General features: G+C 69.6%; 21 protein-coding genes. 15 read left to right on the forward strand and 6 right to left on the reverse strand.

Annotation, left to right across the window (positions count from 1 at the left end; translation table 11 throughout):
- The first annotated feature begins 1 nt into the window (after position 1).
- A complete protein-coding gene (locus FVQ89_RS04605; RefSeq protein WP_147900706.1) occupies positions 2–454 on the forward strand; it encodes a nitroreductase family deazaflavin-dependent oxidoreductase in 453 nt (150 codons plus the stop codon).
- Here FVQ89_RS04605 and coaA read toward each other — a convergent pair.
- Positions 451–1,401, reverse strand: a complete 951-nt coding sequence (gene coaA, locus FVQ89_RS04610; protein WP_147900707.1) for a type I pantothenate kinase — start codon at positions 1,399–1,401, stop codon at positions 451–453. The two genes, FVQ89_RS04605 and coaA, sit on opposite strands and share 4 nt — an antisense overlap.
- Before the next feature lie 70 nt (positions 1,402–1,471).
- Between coaA and glmS the strand changes: the two genes are divergently transcribed.
- The 9 genes from glmS (at position 1,472) to FVQ89_RS14400 (ending at position 8,453) form a co-directional block, all read left to right on the forward strand.
- Positions 1,472–3,322, forward strand: a complete 1,851-nt coding sequence (gene glmS / locus FVQ89_RS04615) for a glutamine--fructose-6-phosphate transaminase (isomerizing) (RefSeq protein WP_147900708.1) — start codon at positions 1,472–1,474, stop codon at positions 3,320–3,322.
- 2 nt (positions 3,323–3,324) lie between these two features.
- Positions 3,325–3,681 (forward strand): holo-ACP synthase, encoded by a 357-nt coding sequence (locus FVQ89_RS04620; protein WP_147900709.1) that lies wholly within the window; start codon positions 3,325–3,327, stop codon positions 3,679–3,681.
- Complete coding sequence (gene alr / locus FVQ89_RS04625; protein ID WP_147900710.1) at positions 3,678–4,775, forward strand: alanine racemase; 1,098 nt, start codon at positions 3,678–3,680, stop codon at positions 4,773–4,775. The genes FVQ89_RS04620 and alr overlap by 4 nt, the downstream gene beginning before the upstream one ends.
- Positions 4,772–5,245, forward strand: a complete 474-nt coding sequence (tsaE, locus tag FVQ89_RS04630) for a tRNA (adenosine(37)-N6)-threonylcarbamoyltransferase complex ATPase subunit type 1 TsaE (RefSeq protein WP_370454447.1) — start codon at positions 4,772–4,774, stop codon at positions 5,243–5,245. The genes alr and tsaE overlap by 4 nt, the downstream gene beginning before the upstream one ends.
- 9 nt (positions 5,246–5,254) lie before the next feature.
- Positions 5,255–5,863: a tRNA (adenosine(37)-N6)-threonylcarbamoyltransferase complex dimerization subunit type 1 TsaB gene (gene tsaB / locus FVQ89_RS04635; protein WP_147900711.1), complete on the forward strand. Its 609-nt coding sequence runs from the start codon at positions 5,255–5,257 to the stop codon at positions 5,861–5,863.
- Positions 5,860–6,315: a ribosomal protein S18-alanine N-acetyltransferase gene (gene rimI / locus FVQ89_RS04640; RefSeq protein ID WP_147900712.1), complete on the forward strand. Its 456-nt coding sequence runs from the start codon at positions 5,860–5,862 to the stop codon at positions 6,313–6,315. The genes tsaB and rimI overlap by 4 nt, the downstream gene beginning before the upstream one ends.
- Positions 6,312–7,370 (forward strand): tRNA (adenosine(37)-N6)-threonylcarbamoyltransferase complex transferase subunit TsaD, encoded by a 1,059-nt coding sequence (gene tsaD / locus FVQ89_RS04645; RefSeq protein ID WP_147900713.1) that lies wholly within the window; start codon positions 6,312–6,314, stop codon positions 7,368–7,370. The genes rimI and tsaD overlap by 4 nt, the downstream gene beginning before the upstream one ends.
- A gap of 77 nt (positions 7,371–7,447) precedes the next feature.
- Entirely contained in the window at positions 7,448–7,900 is a 453-nt protein-coding gene (locus FVQ89_RS14565; RefSeq protein ID WP_147900714.1) for a DUF4190 domain-containing protein, read from the forward strand.
- A gap of 88 nt (positions 7,901–7,988) precedes the next feature.
- Positions 7,989–8,453, forward strand: coding sequence for a DUF4190 domain-containing protein (locus FVQ89_RS14400; protein ID WP_187264900.1), 465 nt, complete (start codon positions 7,989–7,991; stop codon positions 8,451–8,453).
- A gap of 49 nt (positions 8,454–8,502) precedes the next feature.
- Here the strand turns inward: FVQ89_RS14400 and FVQ89_RS04660 are convergent, their stop codons facing one another.
- Positions 8,503–9,681, reverse strand: a complete 1,179-nt coding sequence (locus tag FVQ89_RS04660) for a class I SAM-dependent methyltransferase (protein WP_147900715.1) — start codon at positions 9,679–9,681, stop codon at positions 8,503–8,505.
- Positions 9,682–9,805: 124 nt separating this feature from the next.
- Between FVQ89_RS04660 and groES the strand changes: the two genes are divergently transcribed.
- The 4 genes from groES to FVQ89_RS04680 all read left to right on the forward strand — a co-directional run bounded on the left by groES (position 9,806) and on the right by FVQ89_RS04680 (position 13,882).
- A complete protein-coding gene (groES, locus tag FVQ89_RS04665) occupies positions 9,806–10,102 on the forward strand; it encodes a co-chaperone GroES (RefSeq protein WP_097167691.1) in 297 nt (98 codons plus the stop codon).
- Positions 10,103–10,217: 115 nt separating this feature from the next.
- Positions 10,218–11,159 (forward strand): EamA family transporter RarD, encoded by a 942-nt coding sequence (rarD, locus tag FVQ89_RS04670; protein ID WP_255513420.1) that lies wholly within the window; start codon positions 10,218–10,220, stop codon positions 11,157–11,159.
- A gap of 46 nt (positions 11,160–11,205) precedes the next feature.
- Entirely contained in the window at positions 11,206–12,468 is a 1,263-nt protein-coding gene (locus FVQ89_RS04675) for an ABC transporter substrate-binding protein (RefSeq protein WP_147900716.1), read from the forward strand.
- A 130-nt stretch (positions 12,469–12,598) separates the two neighbouring features.
- On the forward strand, positions 12,599–13,882 hold the full coding sequence (locus FVQ89_RS04680; protein ID WP_147900717.1) for an ABC transporter substrate-binding protein: 1,284 nt from the start codon (positions 12,599–12,601) through the stop codon (positions 13,880–13,882).
- Positions 13,883–14,330: 448 nt separating this feature from the next.
- Here the strand turns inward: FVQ89_RS04680 and FVQ89_RS04685 are convergent, their stop codons facing one another.
- The 4 genes from FVQ89_RS04685 to FVQ89_RS04700 are packed head-to-tail and all read right to left on the reverse strand — an operon-like array spanning position 14,331 to position 18,344.
- Positions 14,331–15,068: an ABC transporter ATP-binding protein gene (locus tag FVQ89_RS04685; RefSeq protein ID WP_147900718.1), complete on the reverse strand. Its 738-nt coding sequence runs from the start codon at positions 15,066–15,068 to the stop codon at positions 14,331–14,333.
- Positions 15,065–16,039, reverse strand: coding sequence for an ABC transporter ATP-binding protein (locus tag FVQ89_RS04690; RefSeq protein ID WP_147900719.1), 975 nt, complete (start codon positions 16,037–16,039; stop codon positions 15,065–15,067). The genes FVQ89_RS04685 and FVQ89_RS04690 overlap by 4 nt, the downstream gene beginning before the upstream one ends.
- Complete coding sequence (locus tag FVQ89_RS04695; protein ID WP_147900720.1) at positions 16,029–17,009, reverse strand: branched-chain amino acid ABC transporter permease; 981 nt, start codon at positions 17,007–17,009, stop codon at positions 16,029–16,031. Before FVQ89_RS04695 ends, FVQ89_RS04690 begins: the two co-directional genes overlap by 11 nt.
- A gap of 9 nt (positions 17,010–17,018) precedes the next feature.
- The gene (locus tag FVQ89_RS04700) at positions 17,019–18,344 is read right to left on the reverse strand and encodes a branched-chain amino acid ABC transporter permease (RefSeq protein WP_255513422.1); all 1,326 of its coding nucleotides are present in this window, start codon (positions 18,342–18,344) and stop codon (positions 17,019–17,021) included.
- A 243-nt stretch (positions 18,345–18,587) separates the two neighbouring features.
- Here FVQ89_RS04700 and guaB point away from each other — a divergent pair, with 243 nt between their 5' ends.
- Complete coding sequence (gene guaB, locus FVQ89_RS04705; protein WP_147900721.1) at positions 18,588–20,090, forward strand: IMP dehydrogenase; 1,503 nt, start codon at positions 18,588–18,590, stop codon at positions 20,088–20,090.
- Positions 20,091–20,154 lie beyond the last annotated feature (64 nt).

Consider the following 20,154-nt stretch of genomic DNA (forward strand, 5'->3'; position numbering starts at 1 on the left):
CATGCCGCTGACCGGCGAGTACGAGCCCAGCACATCCGAGTGGGCACGCACGCAGGCGGAAACGTTCGAGGCGACCAACGGAGCCGAGGCGAACGAGCTGCGCGGCAAGCCGATCATCGTGCTCACCTCGGTGGGTGCGCAGTCCGGGAAGCTTCGCAAGAACGCGCTCATGCGCGTGGAGCACGACGGCGTGTACGCGGTGGTCGCGTCGCGCGGAGGTGCCCCGACGCATCCGGCCTGGTACCACAACCTCGTCGCGAATCCCCATGTCGAGCTGCACGACCGTGGCGGCAAGGGTGACTACCTCGCCCGCGAGGTCACCGGGGATGAGAAGGCGACGTGGTGGGCGCGCGCGACGGCAGTCTGGCCCGACTACGACGCGTACCAGAAGAAGACCGAGCGCCCCATCCCGGTGTTCGTTCTGGAGCCGATCGCGGAGTTGGCGACGCGCTAGATCTTGCGGATGAGCACACTCGACACCGTGTGATCCGGCGCCTTGCGCAGCACGAGCGAGGCGCGTGCACGCGTCGGTGCGATGTTCTGCTCGAGGTTCGGGCCGTTGATCTCGTCCCAGATCGACCGCGCCCGGGCCGTGGCGTCCTCTTCGGTGAGGGCCGCATAGCGGTGGAAGTACGAGCGCGGGTCCGAGAACGCGCCGCGCTGCAGGCGGAGGAAGCGATCCACGTACCAGCGCTCGATGTCGGAGGTGCGCGCGTCGACGTACACGGTGAAGTCGAAGAGGTCGCTGACGGCGAGCTGCGCATCCGAGCCGGGGGGCTGCAGCACGTTGAGCCCCTCGACGATGAGGATGTCGGGCTGGCGCACCACGATCTCGGCATCCGGGACGATGTCGTAGACGAGGTGCGAGTACACGGGTGCGCGCACCTCCTCGACGCCGCTCTTCACCCGACTCACGAACCGCAGCAGCGCCCGGCGGTCGTAGCTCTCCGGGAAGCCCTTGCGGGTCATGAGCCCGCGGCGCCCGAGCTCGGCGTTCGGCAGGAGGAAGCCGTCGGTCGTGACCAGCTCGACCCGGGGTGTGTCGTCCCACCGGGCCAGCAGCTCGCGCAGCAGGCGCGCGATGGTCGACTTGCCGACGGCCACCGACCCGGCGATGCCGATCACGAAAGGCGTCGGGGCGTCATCCTCGTGGCCGAGGAACTGCCGCGTCGAACGGTGCAGGCTGCGCGCCCCCACCGCGTACAGGTTCAGGAGCCGGCTGAGCGGCACGTACACCTCGGCCACCTCGCGCAGGTCGAGCGCGTCGCCGAGACCGCGCAACCGTACGAGCTCCTCCTCGGTGAGCGGGTTCGCCGCCGCCGGAGCGAGGGCCGCCCACTCCGCGCGGTCGAGCTCGAGGAACGGGGTCGCGGGCGCTTCGCGGTCTGCGGGCTCAGACATCCCTCCGAGCGTAGTCCTGTGCGGGCCGCCGCACGGCTCGCTCCCGAGCCCGTCGCCTAGGATCGACACCATGTGCGGGATCGTCGGATACGTGGGTCCGGGCAGCAGCCTCGACGTCCTTCTCGGGGGCCTCAAGCGCCTGGAGTACCGAGGCTACGACTCCGCCGGTGTGGCGGTTCTGGCCGATGACGGCACGATCGGGTCCCGTAAGCGCGCGGGCAAGCTCGGTGTTCTGGTGGACGAGCTCGACGCCGCCCCGATCACCGACGGGCGCACCGGCATCGGCCACACGCGGTGGGCGACGCACGGCGGCCCCACCGACGTCAACGCGCATCCGCACTTCGGCGATGGCGGGCGTCTGGCCGTCATCCACAACGGCATCATCGAGAACTTCGCCGAGTTGAAGGCGGAACTCATCGCCGACGGCGAGGTGTTCGAATCCGAGACCGACACCGAGGTCGCCGCCCTGCTCATCGGGCGTGCCTTCCGCGAGACCGGAGACGTGACCGCGGCGATGCAGCAGGCCGTGGCGCGCCTCGAGGGAGCCTTCACGCTCCTCGCGCTCCACGCGGACGCGCCGGGCGTCGTGGTCGGCGCCCGCCGCAGCTCCCCCCTCGTGATCGGGCTCGGCGAGGGCGAGAACTTCCTCGGATCGGATGTGGCGGCGTTCGTCGAGCACACCCGCCGCGCGATGGAGATCGGCGAGGACCAGATCGTCACCATCCGCCCCGACCGTGTCGACGTGACCGATTTCTCCGGCGCCCCCGCGCAGGCGAAGGAGTTCGAGATCGCCTGGGACGCCTCCGCTGCCGAGAAGGGTGGCTGGCCGAGCTTCATGAAGAAGGAGATCTCGGAGGAGCCCGAGGCGGTGGCGAACACCCTCCGCGGCCGCGTGCACGACGGCGCCGTGACGCTTCCCGAGCTCGACGAGGTCGCGGGGATGCTGGGCGACGTCAACCGTGTGCTGATCCTGGCGTGCGGCACCGCCGCCTACGCGGGGATGCTCGGCAAATACGCGATCGAGGCGTGGGCGCGCATACCGGTCGACGTGGAGCTGTCGCACGAGTTCCGGTATCGCGATCCCGTGCTCGACGAGCGCACCCTCGTGGTGTCGGTGAGTCAGTCGGGCGAGACGATGGACACCCTGATGGCGGTGCGGTACGCCCGCGACCGGGGTGCGCGCACGCTGTCGATCTGCAACACGCAGGGCGCGACGATCCCGCGCGAGTCGGATGCCGTGCTCTACACGCATGCGGGCCCCGAGGTCGCGGTCGCCTCGACGAAGGCGTTCGTCGCGCAGGTCACCGCGCTCTACCTGCTGGGGCTCCACCTGGCGACGCTGCGCGGAACCCTCGCCGCCCCGGATGTCGCGGGCGTGATCGCGGAGCTCGAGTCGGTGCCGGCGAAGCTCAGCACGGTGGTCGAGTCCGCCTCCGCGCGCATCGCCGAGCTCGCGCACTGGATGAGCGACACGCAGTCGGTGCTCTTCCTCGGTCGCCACGTCGGATTCCCCGTCGCGCTCGAGGGTGCGCTGAAGCTCAAGGAGCTCGCGTACATCCATGCGGAGGGCTTCGCGGCGGGCGAGCTGAAGCACGGCCCGATCGCGCTCATCGAGCCGGGGCAGATCGTGTTCGTTGTGGTGCCGAGCCCGCGCGATCCGTCGTCGCTGCACAAGAAGGTGGTCTCGAACATCCAGGAGATCCGCGCCCGCGGGGCACGGGTGATCGCGATCGCCGAGCTCGGGGATGTCGCGGTCGTGCCGTTCGCCGACGAAGTCATTCGTATTCCGCTCGCGGCACCCTTCTTCGAGCCGCTCCTCACGGTGGTGCCGCTGCACATCTTCGGCATGGAGCTCGCGACGGCGAAGGGGTTGGACGTCGACCAGCCGCGCAACCTCGCGAAGTCGGTCACGGTGGAGTGACGGTGATCGTCGGATTGGGCGTCGACGTGGTCGATCAGGCCCGGTTCGAGCGCGCCGTTTCGCGGACGCCGCGGTTGCGCGAGCGCCTGTTCGCCGAGAGCGAACGCGGCCTCCCGCTGCGATCCCTGGCCGCCCGCTTCGCGGCGAAAGAGGCCCTCGTGAAGGCGCTGGGCGACGCGGAAGACGTCTCCTGGAACCAGATGGCGATCGCGAGCGATGCCACCGGAAATCCCTCGTTCGTCGAAGAAGGCCCGCTCGCCGCGCTCCTCGCACGCCGCGGCATCGCGCGGTTGCACGTCTCGATGAGCCACGACGCCGGTGTGGCGGTGGCGACGGTCGTCGCGGAGTCCGACGCGTGAGCGTGCCGGAGCGGGAGGCGCGCATCCGCCTCGACGTGCTCGCCGAGAACCTCACGGCGCTCCGCCGGGCGGTGGCTCCCGCGCGCGTGCTCGCCGTGGTCAAGGCGGACGCCTACGGACACGGTGTGCTTCCCGTGGCGGGCGCGCTCGCGGATGCGGGAGCCGACTGGCTGGGTGTCGCCGACCTCGCGGAGGCGGTCGCGATCCGGGAGGCCGGCATCCGCACGCCGCTCCTCGCCTGGCTGCACGCGACCCCCGCGGACTTCCGCGAAGCGGCCCGACGCGACATCGATGTGGCGGTGAGCTCGCCGGAGCAGCTCGATGCCGCGGCCGATGCCGGAGCGGTTGTACACCTGAAGCTCGACACCGGCCTCAGCCGCAACGGCATCGCGCCGGATGACGCCGAGCGCGTGTTCGCCCGGGCCGTCGAGCTCGAGCGCGCGGGACGCACCCGCGTGCGCGGACTCATGAGCCACCTCTCGGGCGCCTCGCCGCAGGAGGACGAGCTGCAGCGCGCCCGCTTCGCGGCGCTCGTCGATACGGCCACCGCGGCGGGACTCACCCCCGAACTGCGGCACCTCGCCGCGAGCCTCGCAGCGCTCACCGCGCCCGACACGCGTCTCGATCTCGTGCGCTTCGGCATCGCCCTCTACGGCGTCGCGCCGGATGACGAACTCGACCTCGCCGTGCTCCGAGTCCGCCCCGTCATGGAGCTCGTCACGCGGGTCGCCGCGGTGCGACGGGTGCCTGCGGGAACCGGGGTCTCATACGGCTTCGTCCATCGCACCGACCGCCCCACCACGCTCGCCCTCGTGCCGCTCGGCTACGCCGATGGGGTGCCGCGGCACGCCTCGGGGCGCGCGGAGGTCGCGATCGGCGGCGTCCGGCATCCGCAGGTGGGGCGGATCGCGATGGACCAGTTCGTGGTCGACGTGGGCGACCATCCCGTGTCGGTCGGCGACGAGGTGGTGCTGTGGGGCGACCCGGCGGATGGCGTGCCGAGCGCGAGCGACTGGGCGCGCGCATCCGGCACGATCGGCTACGAGATCGTGACGCGCGTTGGCCCGCGGGTCGTTCGGACGGCGCGGCCGTGACGGAGGTCCGCCTCGTGGTGCATGACTCCGACGCGATGGAGCAGCTCGGCGCGCGGATCGCGGGGCAGCTGCGCGCGGGCGACCTCGTGCTGCTGAACGGCGAGCTCGGCGCCGGCAAGACCACCCTCACGCGCGGCATCGGGGTCGCACTCGGCGCGCGCGGCTCGGTCACGAGCCCGACCTTCGTGCTCGCCCGCACACATCCGACCGTCTCCGGGGTGCCGCTCGTGCATGTCGACGCCTATCGGCTCGCCACCGCCGCCGAGGTGGACGACCTCGACCTCGATCTCGCCGGAGCGATCACCGTCGTCGAGTGGGGTGCGGGCAAGCTCGACGGCGCCGTCGACTCGTGGCTCGAGGTCGACATCGAGCGCCCGACGGGCGGCGACCCCGCGGCGGACGACGCGCCGCGGAACGTGCGCATCGCGGGGCACGGCGCCCGATGGGAGGGCGCGGCCCTGCGGACGTAGGCTGGTGCGGTGCTGCTGGCGATCGACACCTCGACGGGGACGAGCGTCGCCGTCGTCGATCGCGACGGGGTGCGCGCCACGCGCACGAGCGCCGATACGCGCGGCCACGCGGAGGCCATCGGCACCGCGATCGAGGCGGTGCTCGCCGAGGCCGGCATCGTCGCCGCCGACATCGACCTGGTCGCTGTGGGGATGGGCCCGGGTCCGTTCACGGGCCTCCGGGTGGGCATCGCGGCCGCGCGCGCCTTCGCCCTCGGACGAGCGGTGCGCGTCGTGCCGGTGGTGTCGCACGACGCCGTGGCGTTCGGCGCATCCGAGCCGCTCGTGGTCGTGACGGATGCGCGGCGCCGCGAGCTCGCCGTGTCGCGCTACGGGACACCCGCCCCCGACGGCCTCCCGGTGCGAACGGGCGGGCCGGAGCTCGTGCCCGTGGCCGAATCCGACGCCATCGTCCACGGATCCGAACGCCGCATCGACGCGGCGACGATCGACGCCGGCTCGCTCGGAATGCTGGCGCTCGCACTCCTCGATGCCGGGGCGCCGCTCCCGCCGGACGACGCCATCTACCTCCGCGCCCCCGACGTCACCCTCTCCGCGCCCAAGCGGGTGCTCGGATGACCGCGCGGCTGCGTCGTGCGACGGCCACCGACCTCGACGCGATCGACACCCTCGAGCAGGTGACGTTTCCGACCGACGCGTGGTCGCGTCAGATGCTCGCCGAAGAGCTCGCGAGCCCGCACGGCTACTACCTCGTCGCCCTCGACGACGGGGACGCCGTGATCGGTTACGCCGGGCTGCGTGCGCCGCACGGCGCGACCGATGCCGACGTGCAGACGATCGCCGTGTCCGCCGAGCGACGTCGGCAGGGGATCGGCGCGGCGTTGCTCGACGCTCTCCTCACCGAAGCGCGCACGCGCGGGGTGCGCGACGTGTTCCTCGAGGTGCGTGCCGACAACCCGGGCGCCGAGTCGCTCTACGCGAGCCGCGGATTCGAGCGGATCGGCATCCGTCCGCGCTACTACCAGCCCGACGACGTCGACGCGGTGATCATGACGGCGGTGCTCTCATGACCGCGATCGTGCTGGGTATCGAGACCAGCTGCGACGAGACCGGCATCGGCATCGTCCGCGGCACCGAGTTGCTCGCCAACGTGATTGCGTCGTCGATGGACGAGCACGCCCGCTACGGCGGCGTCGTGCCCGAGATCGCCGCGCGTGCGCACCTCGAAGCGCTCACACCGACGATCCACGAGGCACTGCGCCGAGCAGGCGTCGAGCTCGCCGACATCGACGCGGTCGCCGTCACGAGCGGGCCGGGGCTCGCCGGGGCGCTCATGGTGGGGGTCGGCGCGGCGAAGGCGCTCGCCCTCGCGCTCGACCGTCCGCTCTACGCGGTCAACCACCTCGTGGGCCATGTGGGAGCCGACGTGCTGAACCACACCCCGCTCGTCGGCGACGGGCAGCTCGAACTCCCGACGATCGCGCTCCTCGTCTCGGGCGGGCACACCTCGCTGCTGCTCGTGCGGGATCTCGTGTCGGATGTCGAGCTGCTGGGCGAGACCATCGACGACGCCGCAGGGGAGGCCTTCGACAAGGTCGCGCGCCTCCTCGGACTGCCGTACCCCGGTGGGCCGGAGATCGACCGTGCGGCCGTCGGGGGCGACCCCGCGGCGATCCGCTTCCCCCGAGGCCTCACAGCCCCGAAGGACCTCGAGCGGCACCGCTACGACTTCTCGTTCTCGGGCCTCAAGACCGCTGTCGCACGATACGTCGAGACGGCGCGCGAGTCGGGGGAGGAGCCGCCGACCGCGGATGTGGCGGCTGGTTTTCGCGAAGCGGTCGTCGACGTGCTGCTCACCAAGGCCCTCGCCGCATGCCGCGACCTCGGCATCCCGCGCCTGCTGCTCGGAGGCGGAGTCGTCGCCAACCGCCGCCTGCGGGAAGCCGCCGTGGAGCGGTGCGCCGACGCCGGGATCGCGCTGCGCATCCCGCCGCTCGAGCTCTGCACCGACAACGGGGCGATGATCGCCGCGCTCGCCGCCCAGCTCATCGAGGCGGGCCACGCCCCCTCCGGTCTCGGATTCGGTGCCGACTCGACGCTTCCGGTCACCACCATCCAGGCCTGAGTCGCACGGCCGCTCGTCGGCTTGCCACTGCTCCGTGCGGGCTGCCACGATGGCACGACCGACGAGAGAGAGTCACGTTGTCCGACCCCACCGCATCCGCACCCGATGCTGCACCCGACGAGAACCCGCAGGTCGCGCCCGCGAACCCGTACGCGGCGCAGCCGAACCCGTACGTCGCTCCCGCCTATCAGCCGGTGCCGACGGTCCCGGGGCCGGCAGCGCCCCCGCCCTACGTCGCGGGAGGCGTGGCGTATGTCACGGCGCGTCGCACGAACCCCCTCGCGATCGTCTCGTTGGTTCTCTCGCTCAGCTCTTTGCTGTTCTCCATCACGGCGATCGGCGGGGTCATCACCGGACACATCGCGCTCGCGCAGATCAAGCGGACGGGCGACGATGGCCGGGGCCTCGCTATCGCGGGAGTGATCGTGGGGTACGCCATGATCGCCGTGCTCGCGCTCTCTCTCGTGTTCTTCTTCGCGATGTTCGGGCTGCTCTTCGCCACCGTTGAGGGCTCGACCTCCTTCAGCTAGTTCGGAGTACTGAGGTCGGACCCGCGTTGACACCCGACGGGCCCGCTGGAAGCATGGGGCCGTCCACCACCCACGAAGGAGCACGGACATGAGCGACCCCACTGCCACCCCCTCGACGCCCGAGGAGCCGACACCGGCCTCGGTGCCCGCCGAGCCTGCCGCGGCACCGGCGGCCCCGTCCACGCCCCCGCCCCCGCCGGCTCCGCCCGCGGCTCCCGAGGCTGCCAACCCCTATGCCGCCCCCGCGGCCGCACCGGGGTACGTGCCGCCGGCTCCGGTCAAGCAGACCCTGAGCCTCGTCTCGTTCATCCTCGGCATCATCTCGGTGCTGCTGTCGTTCGTGTACGGCTTCGGCCTCATCCCGGCGATCGTCGCCGTGGTGCTCGGATTCCAGGGCAAGAAGAAGGAGCCGGGTGCGCCGAAGTGGATGTGGCTGACCGGCATCATCACCGGATTCGTCGCGATCGGCTTCAGCGTCATCTTCGGTCTCATCGCGGTCGTCGCGCTGGTGGCCTACTTCGCCGTGCTCGGCTCGTACGGGTACGTCGGCTGATACCAGGCACCGAGAGGGCGGGGCGCGTGGCGCCCCGCCCTCTCGCGTCTCAGGGGATGCGGTCGGCGAGGACCGCCGTGCGGACCCCACCGACCCGTGTCAGTACGAGGGTCGCAGTCTCGTCGCCCCTCGGCGCGAGGCGGGTGCGGAGGGCGGCCGGATCGACGTCGACTCCGCGCTTCTTGATCTCGAGCGTCCCGATGCGCCGCTCACGCAGCGCCGCCTTCAGCTTCCGTTCGTCGAACGGGAGGGTCTCGCGCACCCGGAACGACTGCCCGAATGGTGTCTGCGGTTCAATGTCGCCCGTGATCCAGGCGATCGACGGGTCGATCATCCGGCCGTTGACCCGGCGGGCGACCTCGCCGATGAGACGCGCACGGATCACGGCGCCGTCGGGTTCGAGCAGATAATCCCCCAGCGCTCCGGTCTCGGCGTCGGGGCTCGGTTCGGGAGCCGTGATCTCGTGTGTGCCGCCCGCGCCGATCACGAGAGCGCTTCGCCCCACCTGGTCACGCGCAAGCCGGCCCGACCACACCACGAGTTCGACGACGTCGCGATCAGCCGACACCCACTGAGCCTCGACGCCGTCCGGGATGAGCGCATGATCGATTGCCGGGCCGAGCTTCACGCCGGTGGGTCTCTGCGCTGCGCGCGCGAACACCGCGTCGAGGGGCGGCGACCAGTCGGCCGGATCCATCGTGCGGCGTCCGCCGCTGCGTCGCGCGGGATCGAACCACAGGCCGTCGACGTCATCCGGCTCCTCATCGAGCGCGTCGCCGTGTACCACCCGGGCATCCGGGAACGGCGCGAGGTTGTAGGCGGCCAAGGCGGCCGTCACCTCGTCGCGCTCCACGGCCACGACCCGCAGTCCGAGGCCCGCGAACGCCATCGCATCCGCGCCGATCCCGCACCCGAGGTCGGCGACCGAGGTGAGCCCCGCGCGGGCGAACCTGCCCGCGTGATGAGCCGCGACCGGCAGTCGTGTGGCCTGCTCGAGACCGTCGGGGGTGAAGAGCATCCGGTCGGCGAAGTCACCGAATCGGGCACGCGCGCGGGTACGCAGTCGGGCCTGGGTGAGCACCGCTGCGACAAGCGCGGGAGGATGACCCGCCGCCCGCAGCCGCGAGACGGTGCGGACGACATCCGCCTCCGCTCCGAGGGCTCCCACCTCGTCGAGCAGGCGCAGCCCGTCGGTCGAGAGCAGGGCGCGCAGCTCCTCGGGATCCACTCCGACACCGTATCCCGATGCGGTTGGCAGTCGGATTGAATGAGTGCTAACCCAAGGCCTATAGTTGTCCTGGCACTCTCGAAGGGAGTGTGCCAAACCCTGAGTCTTCAGAAAGAGGTCACACGTGTCGGTCTCCATCAAGCCGCTCGAGGATCGCATCGTCATCAAGCAGGTCGAAGCCGAGCAGGTCACCGCGTCGGGTCTGGTCATCCCGGACACCGCCAAGGAGAAGCCGCAGGAGGGCGAGGTCGTCGCCGTGGGCCCCGGCCGCATCGACGACAACGGCAACCGCGTGCCGCTCGACGTGGCCGTCGGCGACAAGGTCATCTACTCCAAGTACGGCGGCACCGAGGTGAAGTTCGGCGGCGAGGACCTTCTGGTCCTCTCCGCGCGCGACGTGCTGGCGGTCGTCGTCCGCTGACATCCGGACGCCTGTGCGTCCACCCGGAAGGCCCCTGCGCGCTCGCGCGGGGGCCTTCCGCATGTCGGGCGTCGGGCGTCGGCGGCGCGCCCGGCTCCACCACTAACCTCATGAGGTGACGACTCCAGCACCCGCAACGCCGTCGGGGATCGGCGGAACGGGCGCAGGCCTCGCGTACGCGATCTCTGCCTACGGCCTCTGGGGTTTCCTGCCCGCGTACTTCCTTCTCCTCACGCCGTCGAGCCCGTGGGAGGTCGTCGCCTTCCGCATCCTCTTCGGGCTGGCCTTCTGCGTGGTCCTCATCACCGCGACCCGCGGCTGGGGCCGTCTCGTCTCGCTCGTCCGACAGCCTCGGGTCCTCTTCTCCATGGCGATCGCGGGCGTGCTGATCTACGTCAACTGGCAGGTCTTCGTGCTCGCGACACTCGGCGGGCACGTCGTCGAGGCGTCGCTCGGCTACTTCATCAACCCCCTCGTCACCGTCGCTCTCGGGGTCGTCGTGCTCCGGGAGAGGCTGCGCCCTCTGCAGTGGCTCGCCGTCGGCATCTCGGCGGTCGCGATCATCGTCATCGCCGTCGGCTACGGCGCATTCCCCTGGATCGCGGTGGCGCTCGCGCTCTCGTTCGGGTTCTACGGATTCATCAAGAAGCGTGTCGGCCCCCGGGTCGACGCCCTGAGCGGCCTCGCACTCGAAACCGCCTGGCTCACTCCCGTCGCCGTCGTGCAGTTGGTGGTGGTCGGCTCGACCGTCGGCATCGCGTTCGGCAACGCCGGCCCGGCGCACGCGGTGCTCATCGCGCTCGCGGGGATCGTGACCGCGACCCCGCTCCTGCTGTTCGCCTCCGCCGCCCGCCGCATCTCGCTCGTCGCTCTCGGGCTCACCCAATATCTCGCTCCCGTGCTGCAGTTCCTGATGGGGGTGCTGATCCTCCACGAGCCGATGCCCACCGGGAGGTGGATCGGATTCGCACTCGTCTGGCTCGCACTCGTCGTGCTCACCGCCGACATGATCCGCGCCTCGCGTCCCCGTCGTCGCGCCTTCGCGGCGAGCGTCTGACCGCGCGATAGGGTCACCGCGAACACCCGACGAGGAAGGATGCCGCATGACGCGTGCGCTCCCCGCCCGCATCCGTCGCGCGTCGGCCGCCGCCCTCGTCGGCGGCGCGCTCGCAGCTCTCACCGCCTGCACCGCCGTGGCGCCCATGCCGACGCCCACGCCGACGCCGACCGAGACGGTCGCGCCGAGCGGCGACGGCGTGCTGCGGATCGGCACGCTCTTCCCCACGACCGGCGCAACCTCGTTCCTCGGTGCCGCTCAAGTGGCCGGCGTGAACGCCGCCGCACGCGAGATCAACGCGGCAGGCGGGGTGCTCGGCGAGCGCATCGAAATCGTGAACCGCAACTCCGGATCCGCGGGCAGCGACACGGCCAAGAAGTCGTTCGCGGCCCTCGTGGAGAAGGGCGTCGACGTGATCATCGGGCCGTCGTCCTCCGCGATCGCCGAAGAGCTGCTGCCTCTCGCCGCCGAGGCGGGCATCCCGCTCATCTCGCCCGCCGCGACCTACCCCCAGCTGACCTCCGTCGACGCGGACGGGATGCTGTTCCGCACGATCCCGAGCTACCCGCACCAGGGAACCGTCCTCGGTCCACTGCTCGGCGACGCTTCCGTGGCACTGATCACCGGCGGCGACGCGGTCACCTCGACGATCGAGAGCACACTCGCGGCATCCCTCGAGGAGGCGGGCGGCGAACTCGTCGTCACCGCCGAAGCCGGATCATCGTCCTCCGTCGCATCCGCTGTCTCGGCCGTGAAAGCCGCCGACCCGGATGTCGTCGTGCTGGCGACGATCGACAACGGCGACACCACCCAGTCGCTCATCACGAAGCTCACCGCGGCAGGCCTCGGCAAAGACAAGCTCTGGCTCACGAGTCAGAACCTCGCCGACTACTCCCAGGCACTCCCGGCGGGGACGCTCACCGGCGCCCACGGCGTGCTCGAGGGTGTTCGCGCCGACGACGCGTTCCGCGCCCGTCTCGAAAAGGAGGACCCGGGCCTCTCCTCGACGCGGTATGCGCCCGAGGCGTACGACGCCGTCATCATCGCGGCCCTCGCAGCGACGATGGCGGACGACGACGGAGGCCCCTCCATCCGGTCGCGAATCCTCGACGTCACGCGCGAAGGCATCCGCTGCTCGAGCTTCGGAGAATGCCTCGACGTGCTCACTACCGAGCCCGACATCGCCTACGAAGGGATCACCGGCCCGCTGCGTCTCGACGACGCCGGCGACCCCACCGTCGCGGTTTACGGAGTGTACGAATACAGCAGCAAGAACCGCTATGCACGCGCGAAATCCGTCAGCGGATGAGCGGTTGGTAACGATTTAGTCGCGTTACACCCCCGTAACACCTTCGTATTGTGAACGCATCGGGTGGCCCGTACCGTGGCATCCACGCACGCGTGCCAGACGTGTGCGACCTGTTCACACAAGGAGCATCATGGGTGCATTTTCCCGGGCCGCTCAGGCCCCGAGCTCTCGGAAGACGAAGGTCGTCGTCAGTGGCGTCGCGCTCATCAGCGCGGCCGCGATCGCACTGAGTGGCTGCGCGTCCTCTCCCGAGGCCGAGACCCCGACCCCCGGCGAGGAACTCGCTCTGAAGATCGGCACCGCCCTTCCTCAGACCGGTAACCTCGCCTTCCTCGGCCCGCCCGAGGAGGCAGGTGTCGCGTACGCCGCGTCGCAGGTCAACGACTACGCAGAGACCACCGGACTCGACCTGGACGTCGTCTACGGCGACTCCGGCGACACCGACAACAAGGCCTACGAGACCGAGATCCCGCGTCTGCTCGGCGAAGACGTCTCCGCCATCATCGGCGCCGCGTCCTCGGGCACGTCGCTCAAGTTCATCGACCAGGTCGTCGGTGCGGGCGTCATCCAGTTCTCGCCCGCCAACACCTCGGACGCCTTCACCACCTACGACGACAACGGCCTGTACTTCCGTACCGCGCCGTCCGACGTCCTGCAGGGCGAGGTGCTCGGCAACCTGATCGCCGAAGACGGCAACCAGACGCTCGGCATGATCGTGCTGAACGACTCGTACGGAACCGGACTCGCGAAGTACGTCTCCGAGGCCTTCACGGCCGCCGGCGGCACGGTCGTGGCGGAGCCCACCTACAACACGGGCGACACCAACTTCTCGGCACAGATCAGCGAGGTCCTCGCGGCGAAGCCCGACGCGATCGCACTGATCACGTTCGACGAGGTCTCCACGATCCTCCCGAACCTCGTCAGCCAGTTCCCCGCCGACAAGCTGTACTTCGTCGACGGCAACCTGAAGAACTTCGGCGACGCGTTCCCCGAGGGCACCCTCGCGGGCGCCAAGGGCACGCTGCCGGGCCTCTCGGTGGACTCGATCTCCGACTTCACCGGTGAGCTCGACGCGTTCCTCGAGAGCGAAGGCGACGAGCCGCTGGAGGACTACAGCTACGCGGCCGAGTCGTACGACGCGGTGATCCTCATCGCGCTCGCATCGCTCGCGGCCCAGTCGACCGAAGGAACGGACATCGCGGCGAAGCTCGTCGAGGTCTCCGGCGGTTCGGGCGACGGCGAGAAGTGCACCAGCTACGCCGACTGCGCCGACATCATCCTCTCGGGTGGCGTCGCGGACTACGACGGCATCTCGGGCCCGATCACCTTCGACGAGGTGGGCGACCCGACCGAGGCGTCGATCGGGATCTACCAGTACGGCGACGACAACAACTACACCGCCTACAACGGCTGATCCATCCGGCTCGAGGGCCCCGGTCGCTTCGGCGGCCGGGGCCTTCGGCGTTCCCGGCTGGTGCTTGGTGGGGGCGCTGTGGGGGCGGTCGGTGGGGGCGCAGGGTGCGCGCCGCATCCCTCGCGGGTCGCTGCGCGACGCGCTCACGCCAGGCCCGGCCAGCGGCGCGCACCCTGCGCCCCCACCGACCACCCGTCGCTCGAGGCAGGGGCCCTGCTCGCGGCTTCGCCGCATTGCAGGGCTTTCTGGTCGGGTGGCGTGAGCGCGCGGCTACGCCGCACGCGAGGGAAGCGCCGCTGCCTTCTCCAAGTACCTGGGGAGGTTCGGTACTGGGTCGAGCGGGGGGCGTGTGGGTGCGGGGGTGCGTGGTCGGGTCTGGCGTGAGCGCGCGGCTCCGCCGCACGCGAGGGAAGCACCCCCGCACCCACACGCCCCCCGCGGCAGCGGACTACTGCCCGAGCGTCCCCAGGTACAGCTCCGTCACCTTCGGATCCGCCAACAGCTCGCGCCCCGTGCCTTCGTAGGCGTCGCGGCCCTGGTCGAGCACGTACCCGCGGTCGCAGATCTGCAGGCATCGGCGGGCGTTCTGCTCGACCATGATGGTCGTCACGCCGGCCTTGTTGATTTCGGAGACGCGGATGAAGGCTTCATCCTGTCGCACGGGGGAGAGCCCCGCGGATGGTTCGTCGAGCAGCAGCACCTTGGGGTTCATCATGAGGGCGCGGGACATGGCGACCATCTGCCGTTCGCCGCCGGAGAGCGATCCGGCGCGCTGCTTCAGGCGCTTGCCGAGCTCAGCGAAGATGCCGGTCACGAACTCGAGTCGCTCCGAGTACGACTTGGGGTTCTGGTACAGCCCCATCTGCAGGTTCTCTTCGATGGTGAGGCTGGGGAACACGTTGTTCGTCTGGGGTACGAAGCCGACGCCGCGTTCGACGAGCTTGTTGGCTTTGAGGTTGGTGATGTCCTGACCCTCGAGCGTGACGGTTCCGCTGCGGATGTTCACCATGCCGAAGATGGCTTTCAGGAGGGTCGACTTGCCGGCGCCGTTGGGGCCGATGATGCCGATCAGTTCGCCTTGGTGGGCGGTGAGCGTGCACCCGTTGAGGATGTTGACTCCGGGAAGGTATCCGGCGGTGACGTCGTCGACGAGGACGACGGGGGTGCCGGTCGTGGTGACGGTCACTTCTCGTTCCCTTCGGGGGCGTCCGCTTCGATGATGCGGTCCATGCTCTCGATGTCGCCCGGTGCGGTCGCCGTACCGGCGGTGCCGTCCGTGTAGCGGCCGGTGACGACCCCGAGGTCGAGCTCCTGGTGGGCGCCGAGGTAGGCGTCGATGACGGCGGGGTTCTTCATGACTCCGTGGGGGTCGCCTTCGGCGACGACGCGGCCTTCGGCCATGACGATGACCCAGTCGGCGATGTGGCGCACCATGTGCATGTCGTGCTCGACGAAGAGCACGGTCATGCCCTGTTCCTTGAGGTCGAGGATGTGGTCGAGCAGCGACTGGGTGAGCGCGGGGTTGACGCCTGCCATGGGCTCGTCGAGCATGACGAGCTGCGGGTCGCTCATGAGGGCGCGCGCCATCTCGAGGAGCTTGCGCTGTCCGCCGGAGAGGGATGCCGCGAAGTCGTCTTTCTTGGTGTCGAGCTTGAACTTCTGGAGCAGTTCGAGGGCGCGCTTCTCGGCGGCGTCCTCCTGGCCGCGCCAGAGGGCGGGGATGAGGCTCGACCAGAAGTGTTCGCCGGTCTGCTTCTTGGCTCCGAGCTTCATGTTGTCGAGCACGGTGAGCAGTCCGAGTGCCTTGGTGAGCTGGAAGGTGCGCACCTGCCCCATCCGCGACACCTTGAACGCGGGGACTCCGGAGAGCGAGGTGCCGTCGAAGTCCCAGCTGCCGGCGTCGGGCTTGTCGAAGCCGGTGAGCAGGTTGAAGAGGGTGGTCTTGCCGGCGCCGTTGGGGCCGATGAGGGCGGTGATGGCGCCGCGGGGGATTTCGAGGTGTTCGACGTCGACGGCGGTCAGACCGCCGAAGGTGCGGCGCACGCCGTCGACGACGATGATCGGGTCGACTTTCGCGACGCCGGGGCGGATCTCGCCGGTGTGCAGTCCCGTTGACTTGGGGCGGGGTGCCGGGGCGGATGGAGTCTCACTTGACAAAGGTCAGCTCCTTCTTGTTGCCGAGGATGCCCTGGGGGCGGAAGATCACGAGCAGCATCAGTGCCACGCCGACGAGGATGTAGCGCAGGGTCGCCGCCTGGATGGCCGTCATGAACGGCAGGATGTCGGCCCGCACGAGTGCGGGCAGCAGGTTGCCGAGGAAGGTGAAGACGACCCAGTACAGGACTGCGCCGAGCACCGGGCCGAAGATCGTCGCCGCACCGCCGAGCAGCAACCCCGTCCAGACGAAGAAGGTGAGGGAGGTCACGTAGTCGCCGGGGCTCACCGCGGAGGGGAGGGCGTAGACGATGCCGCCGGCGGCCGCGATCACGCCGCCGAGCACGAGGGCCTGCATCTTGTAGGAGAAGACGTTCTTGCCAAGCGAGCGCACCGCATCCTCGTCTTCGCGGATGCCCTTGATGACCCGGCCCCAGGGGCTCGACATGAGGCGCCAGACGAGCAGCACGGCGAACGCGATCGTGATGAGTCCCACGATGCGAACCCACCACTGGTTCTCGTTGTAGACCCAGGGTCCGAAGCCGTAGGTGCCGGGCGGGATGGGGTTGGAGTCGCGGAAGCTCGCGTGGTAGCCGTTGAGGCCGTCCGCCGATCCGGTCACGTCGTCGAACGCGGTGGTGAGGAAGAGCAGTCGGGCCACTTCGGCGGCGGCGATCGTGACGATCGCGAGATAGTCGCCCCGCAGCCGCAGCGTCGGGATGCCGAGGATGAGCGCGAAGATCGCGGCAGCTCCGAGTCCGATGAGCACGCCGGCCCACCAGGGCAGCCCGAACGTGAGGATCGAGATCGCGTACCCGTAGGCGCCCATGGCCATGAAGCCGGCGACACCCATGTTGAGCAGCCCGGCGTATCCGAAGTGAACGGACAGGCCGATCGCGGCGAGGGCGTACGCCATCGTCGTCGGCGCGAGGATCGACGATGCGGTGTTGGAGAGGATCTGCAGCCAGTCCATCGGGGGTGCCTAACCTATTCTCTCGCGTCGACCGAGGATGCCCTGCGGTCGGAACAGCAGGATGACGATGAGCACGACGAGTGCTCCGACGTATTTGAGGTCTGCCGGGATCCAGAGGCTCGAGACCTCGACCAGCACGCCGACGATGATCGAGCCGATGAGGGCGCCGAACGCGGTGCCGAGGCCACCGAGGGTGACGGCGGCGAACATGAGCAGCAGGATCTGGGCGCCCATGTCCCACTTGATCCCGGGGCGGAAGTACGCCCAGAGGATTCCGGAGAGCGCCGCCATGCCGCCCGCGACGATCCACACGACCCGCACGACCGAGTCGACGTCGATTCCGGATGCCGCGGCGAGCGGGCTGTTGTCGGAGATCGCGCGGGTGGCTTTTCCGATGCGTGAGTACATGAGCCACAGCGCGAAGGCGATGATGATCACGATGCTGATGCCCATCGAGATCATGTCGATCACGCTGAGGGTCACGGCGCCGAAGATCGGCAGCTTGGGGGCGTTCGCGCCGGGGAGCTGGAGGGTTCCTCCGCCGATGAAGTACTGGAAGAGGTAGCGCAGGGCGAGCGAGAGGCCGATGCTCACGATCATGAGCTGCACGATGCCGACGCGTCGGCGGCGCAGGGGGCGCCAGAGCGCGGCATCCATCGCGAGTCCGAATGCGGCTCCGGCGAGCACGGCCAGCGGGAGTGCCCCCCAGAGCGGCACGCCCAGTGAGCCGAGGAAGAGGGCGATGACGGGGCCGAAGGTCACCATCTCCGCGTGGGCGAAGTTGGAGATGCCGGTCGTGCCGTAGACGAGTGAGAGGCCGATCGCGGCGAGGGCCAGCATGAGGCCGAAGTTGATGCCGCCGATCAGTCGCTGCACGAGCTGGTCGAAGAAGCTGGTGGTGTTGCGCTCGCCTTCGCCGATGAAGAAGTTCGTGGAGACGCGACCTCCGGGGCCGACGGTGACTTCCTTGACGTTGGGGGAGTCGTTGCCCTCTTCGACGACGGCGATGCCCTCCGGGAGGGTGTCTTCGTTGAGGGTCACGGTGTAGTCGGCGTTGCGCTCGGGGACTCCGACCGCCCACTTGCCGTCGGCGTCGGTGGCGACATCCGTGTCGATGCCGTTGCCCGAGACATTCAGTTCGACGCCTTCGAGCGGTTCGCCGTCGAGTTGGACGTTGCCGCTCACCCGGTACGGGTACGTGTCGGTGTCGACGTCGTCGGCGTACGCGGCGCCGGCGCTCAACTGGAAGAGAGCGACGGCAGCCGCCCCGATCAGCAGGGCGACGCCGAGTGTTCGCCGCAGCCGACGGGCGGGCGCTGCTCCAGCGTGGGCCACGGGACCTCCAAGATCTCGGGTGCACGACGATGCTCGGGGCGCTTCGTCGCCTGTGACGTTACTTCCGCATTGTTGCCTTCGTGTTTCGAACTCAACAAGGCGTTCGAACAGTATGTTCACGCGACTCGCGTTCGTCTAGCTGTCGGATGAGTTCGGAATGTGCTCGCGTCCGAACCGTTAACATGTACTACCGGTCTTCGACGGCGCAGCCGGGCCAGATCTCACGCGACATCAGGGGACACAATGGACCAGCCCGATCCGTTCGGCTTCGTCGGACTCACCTACGACGACGTCATGCTGCTGCCGGCACACACCGACGTCATCCCGAGCGAGGCCGATACGTCGTCGCGCCTCACTCGCCGAATCCGTGTGAACGCGCCGCTCGTGTCGAGCGCGATGGACACGGTGACGGAGTCGCGGATGGCGATCGCGATGGCCCGCCAGGGCGGCATCGGGGTGCTGCACCGCAACCTGTCGATCGAGGATCAGGCCACGCATGTCGACAAGGTGAAGCGCTCCGAGTCGGGCATGATCACGAACCCCGTGACGACGACTCCCGATGCGACCGTCGCCGAGGTCGACGCGCTGTGCGGGCAGTTCCGGGTGTCGGGGCTTCCGGTCGTCGAGGGCGACGGCACGCTCGTCGGCATCATCACGAATCGCGACATGCGGTTCGTCTCGCCGTTCGAGGCGGGCACGACGCTCGTCCGCGACGTGATGACGAAGGCGCCGTTGATCACCGCGCGCGAGGGCATCGATCCGGATGACGCGGTCGCCATCTTCGCGCAGCACAAGATCGAGAAGCTGCCGCTCGTGGATGAGGCGGGTCGCCTGCGCGGCCTCATCACGGTGAAGGACTTCGAGAAGACGGAGAAGTACCCCTACGCCACGAAGGACGAGGAGGGCCGCCTCCGCGTGGGCGCCGCGATCGGTTTCTTCGGCGACGCGTGGGATCGTGCGGGCGCGCTGCTGGATGCAGGCGTCGACGTGATCGTGGTCGACACGGCGAACGGCGACTCGGCCGGCGTGCTCGACATCATCCGCCGGTTGAAGGCGGATCCGGCATTCGCCGGGGTCGACGTGATCGGCGGCAACGTCGCGACCCGCTCGGGCGCACAGGCGCTGATCGACGCGGGTGCGGATGCGATCAAGGTGGGTGTGGGCCCGGGCTCGATCTGCACCACGCGCGTGGTGGCGGGCGTCGGCGTGCCCCAGGTGACGGCGGTGTATGAGGCGTCGCTCGCGGCGCGCGAGCGCGGCATCCCGGTGATCGCCGACGGCGGTCTGCAGTACTCCGGTGACATCGCGAAGGCGCTCGTCGCGGGTGCCGACACGGTGATGCTCGGCTCGCTGCTGGCCGGTACGGACGAGTCGCCCGGCGATCTCGTGTACGTGGGCGGCAAGCAGTTCAAGAACTACCGGGGCATGGGGTCGCTCGGTGCGATGTCAGACCGCGGCAAGAAGACGTCCTACTCGCGCGACCGGTACTTCCAGGCGGATGTGCCGTCGGATGCGCAGCTGATCCCGGAGGGCATCGAGGGGCGCGTCGCGTACCGCGGATCGCTCTCGGCGGTCGTCTACCAGCTCGTGGGCGGGCTGCGGCAGTCGATGTTCTACGTCGGCGCTCGCAGCATCGACGACCTGAAGATGCGTGGCAAGTTCGTGCGGATCACCCCCGCCGGGCTGAAGGAGTCCCACCCCCACGACATCCAGATGGTCGTGGAGGCCCCCAACTACACCCGCTAACCCTCTGGTTGCTGCCATAGACATGTCTATGGCGCGATAGACACCGCCGCGCGGGTGTCTATCG

Origin of the sequence: Homoserinibacter sp. GY 40078, from assembly GCF_008017545.1 — a bacterium.
GTDB lineage: Bacteria > Actinomycetota > Actinomycetes > Actinomycetales > Microbacteriaceae > Homoserinibacter.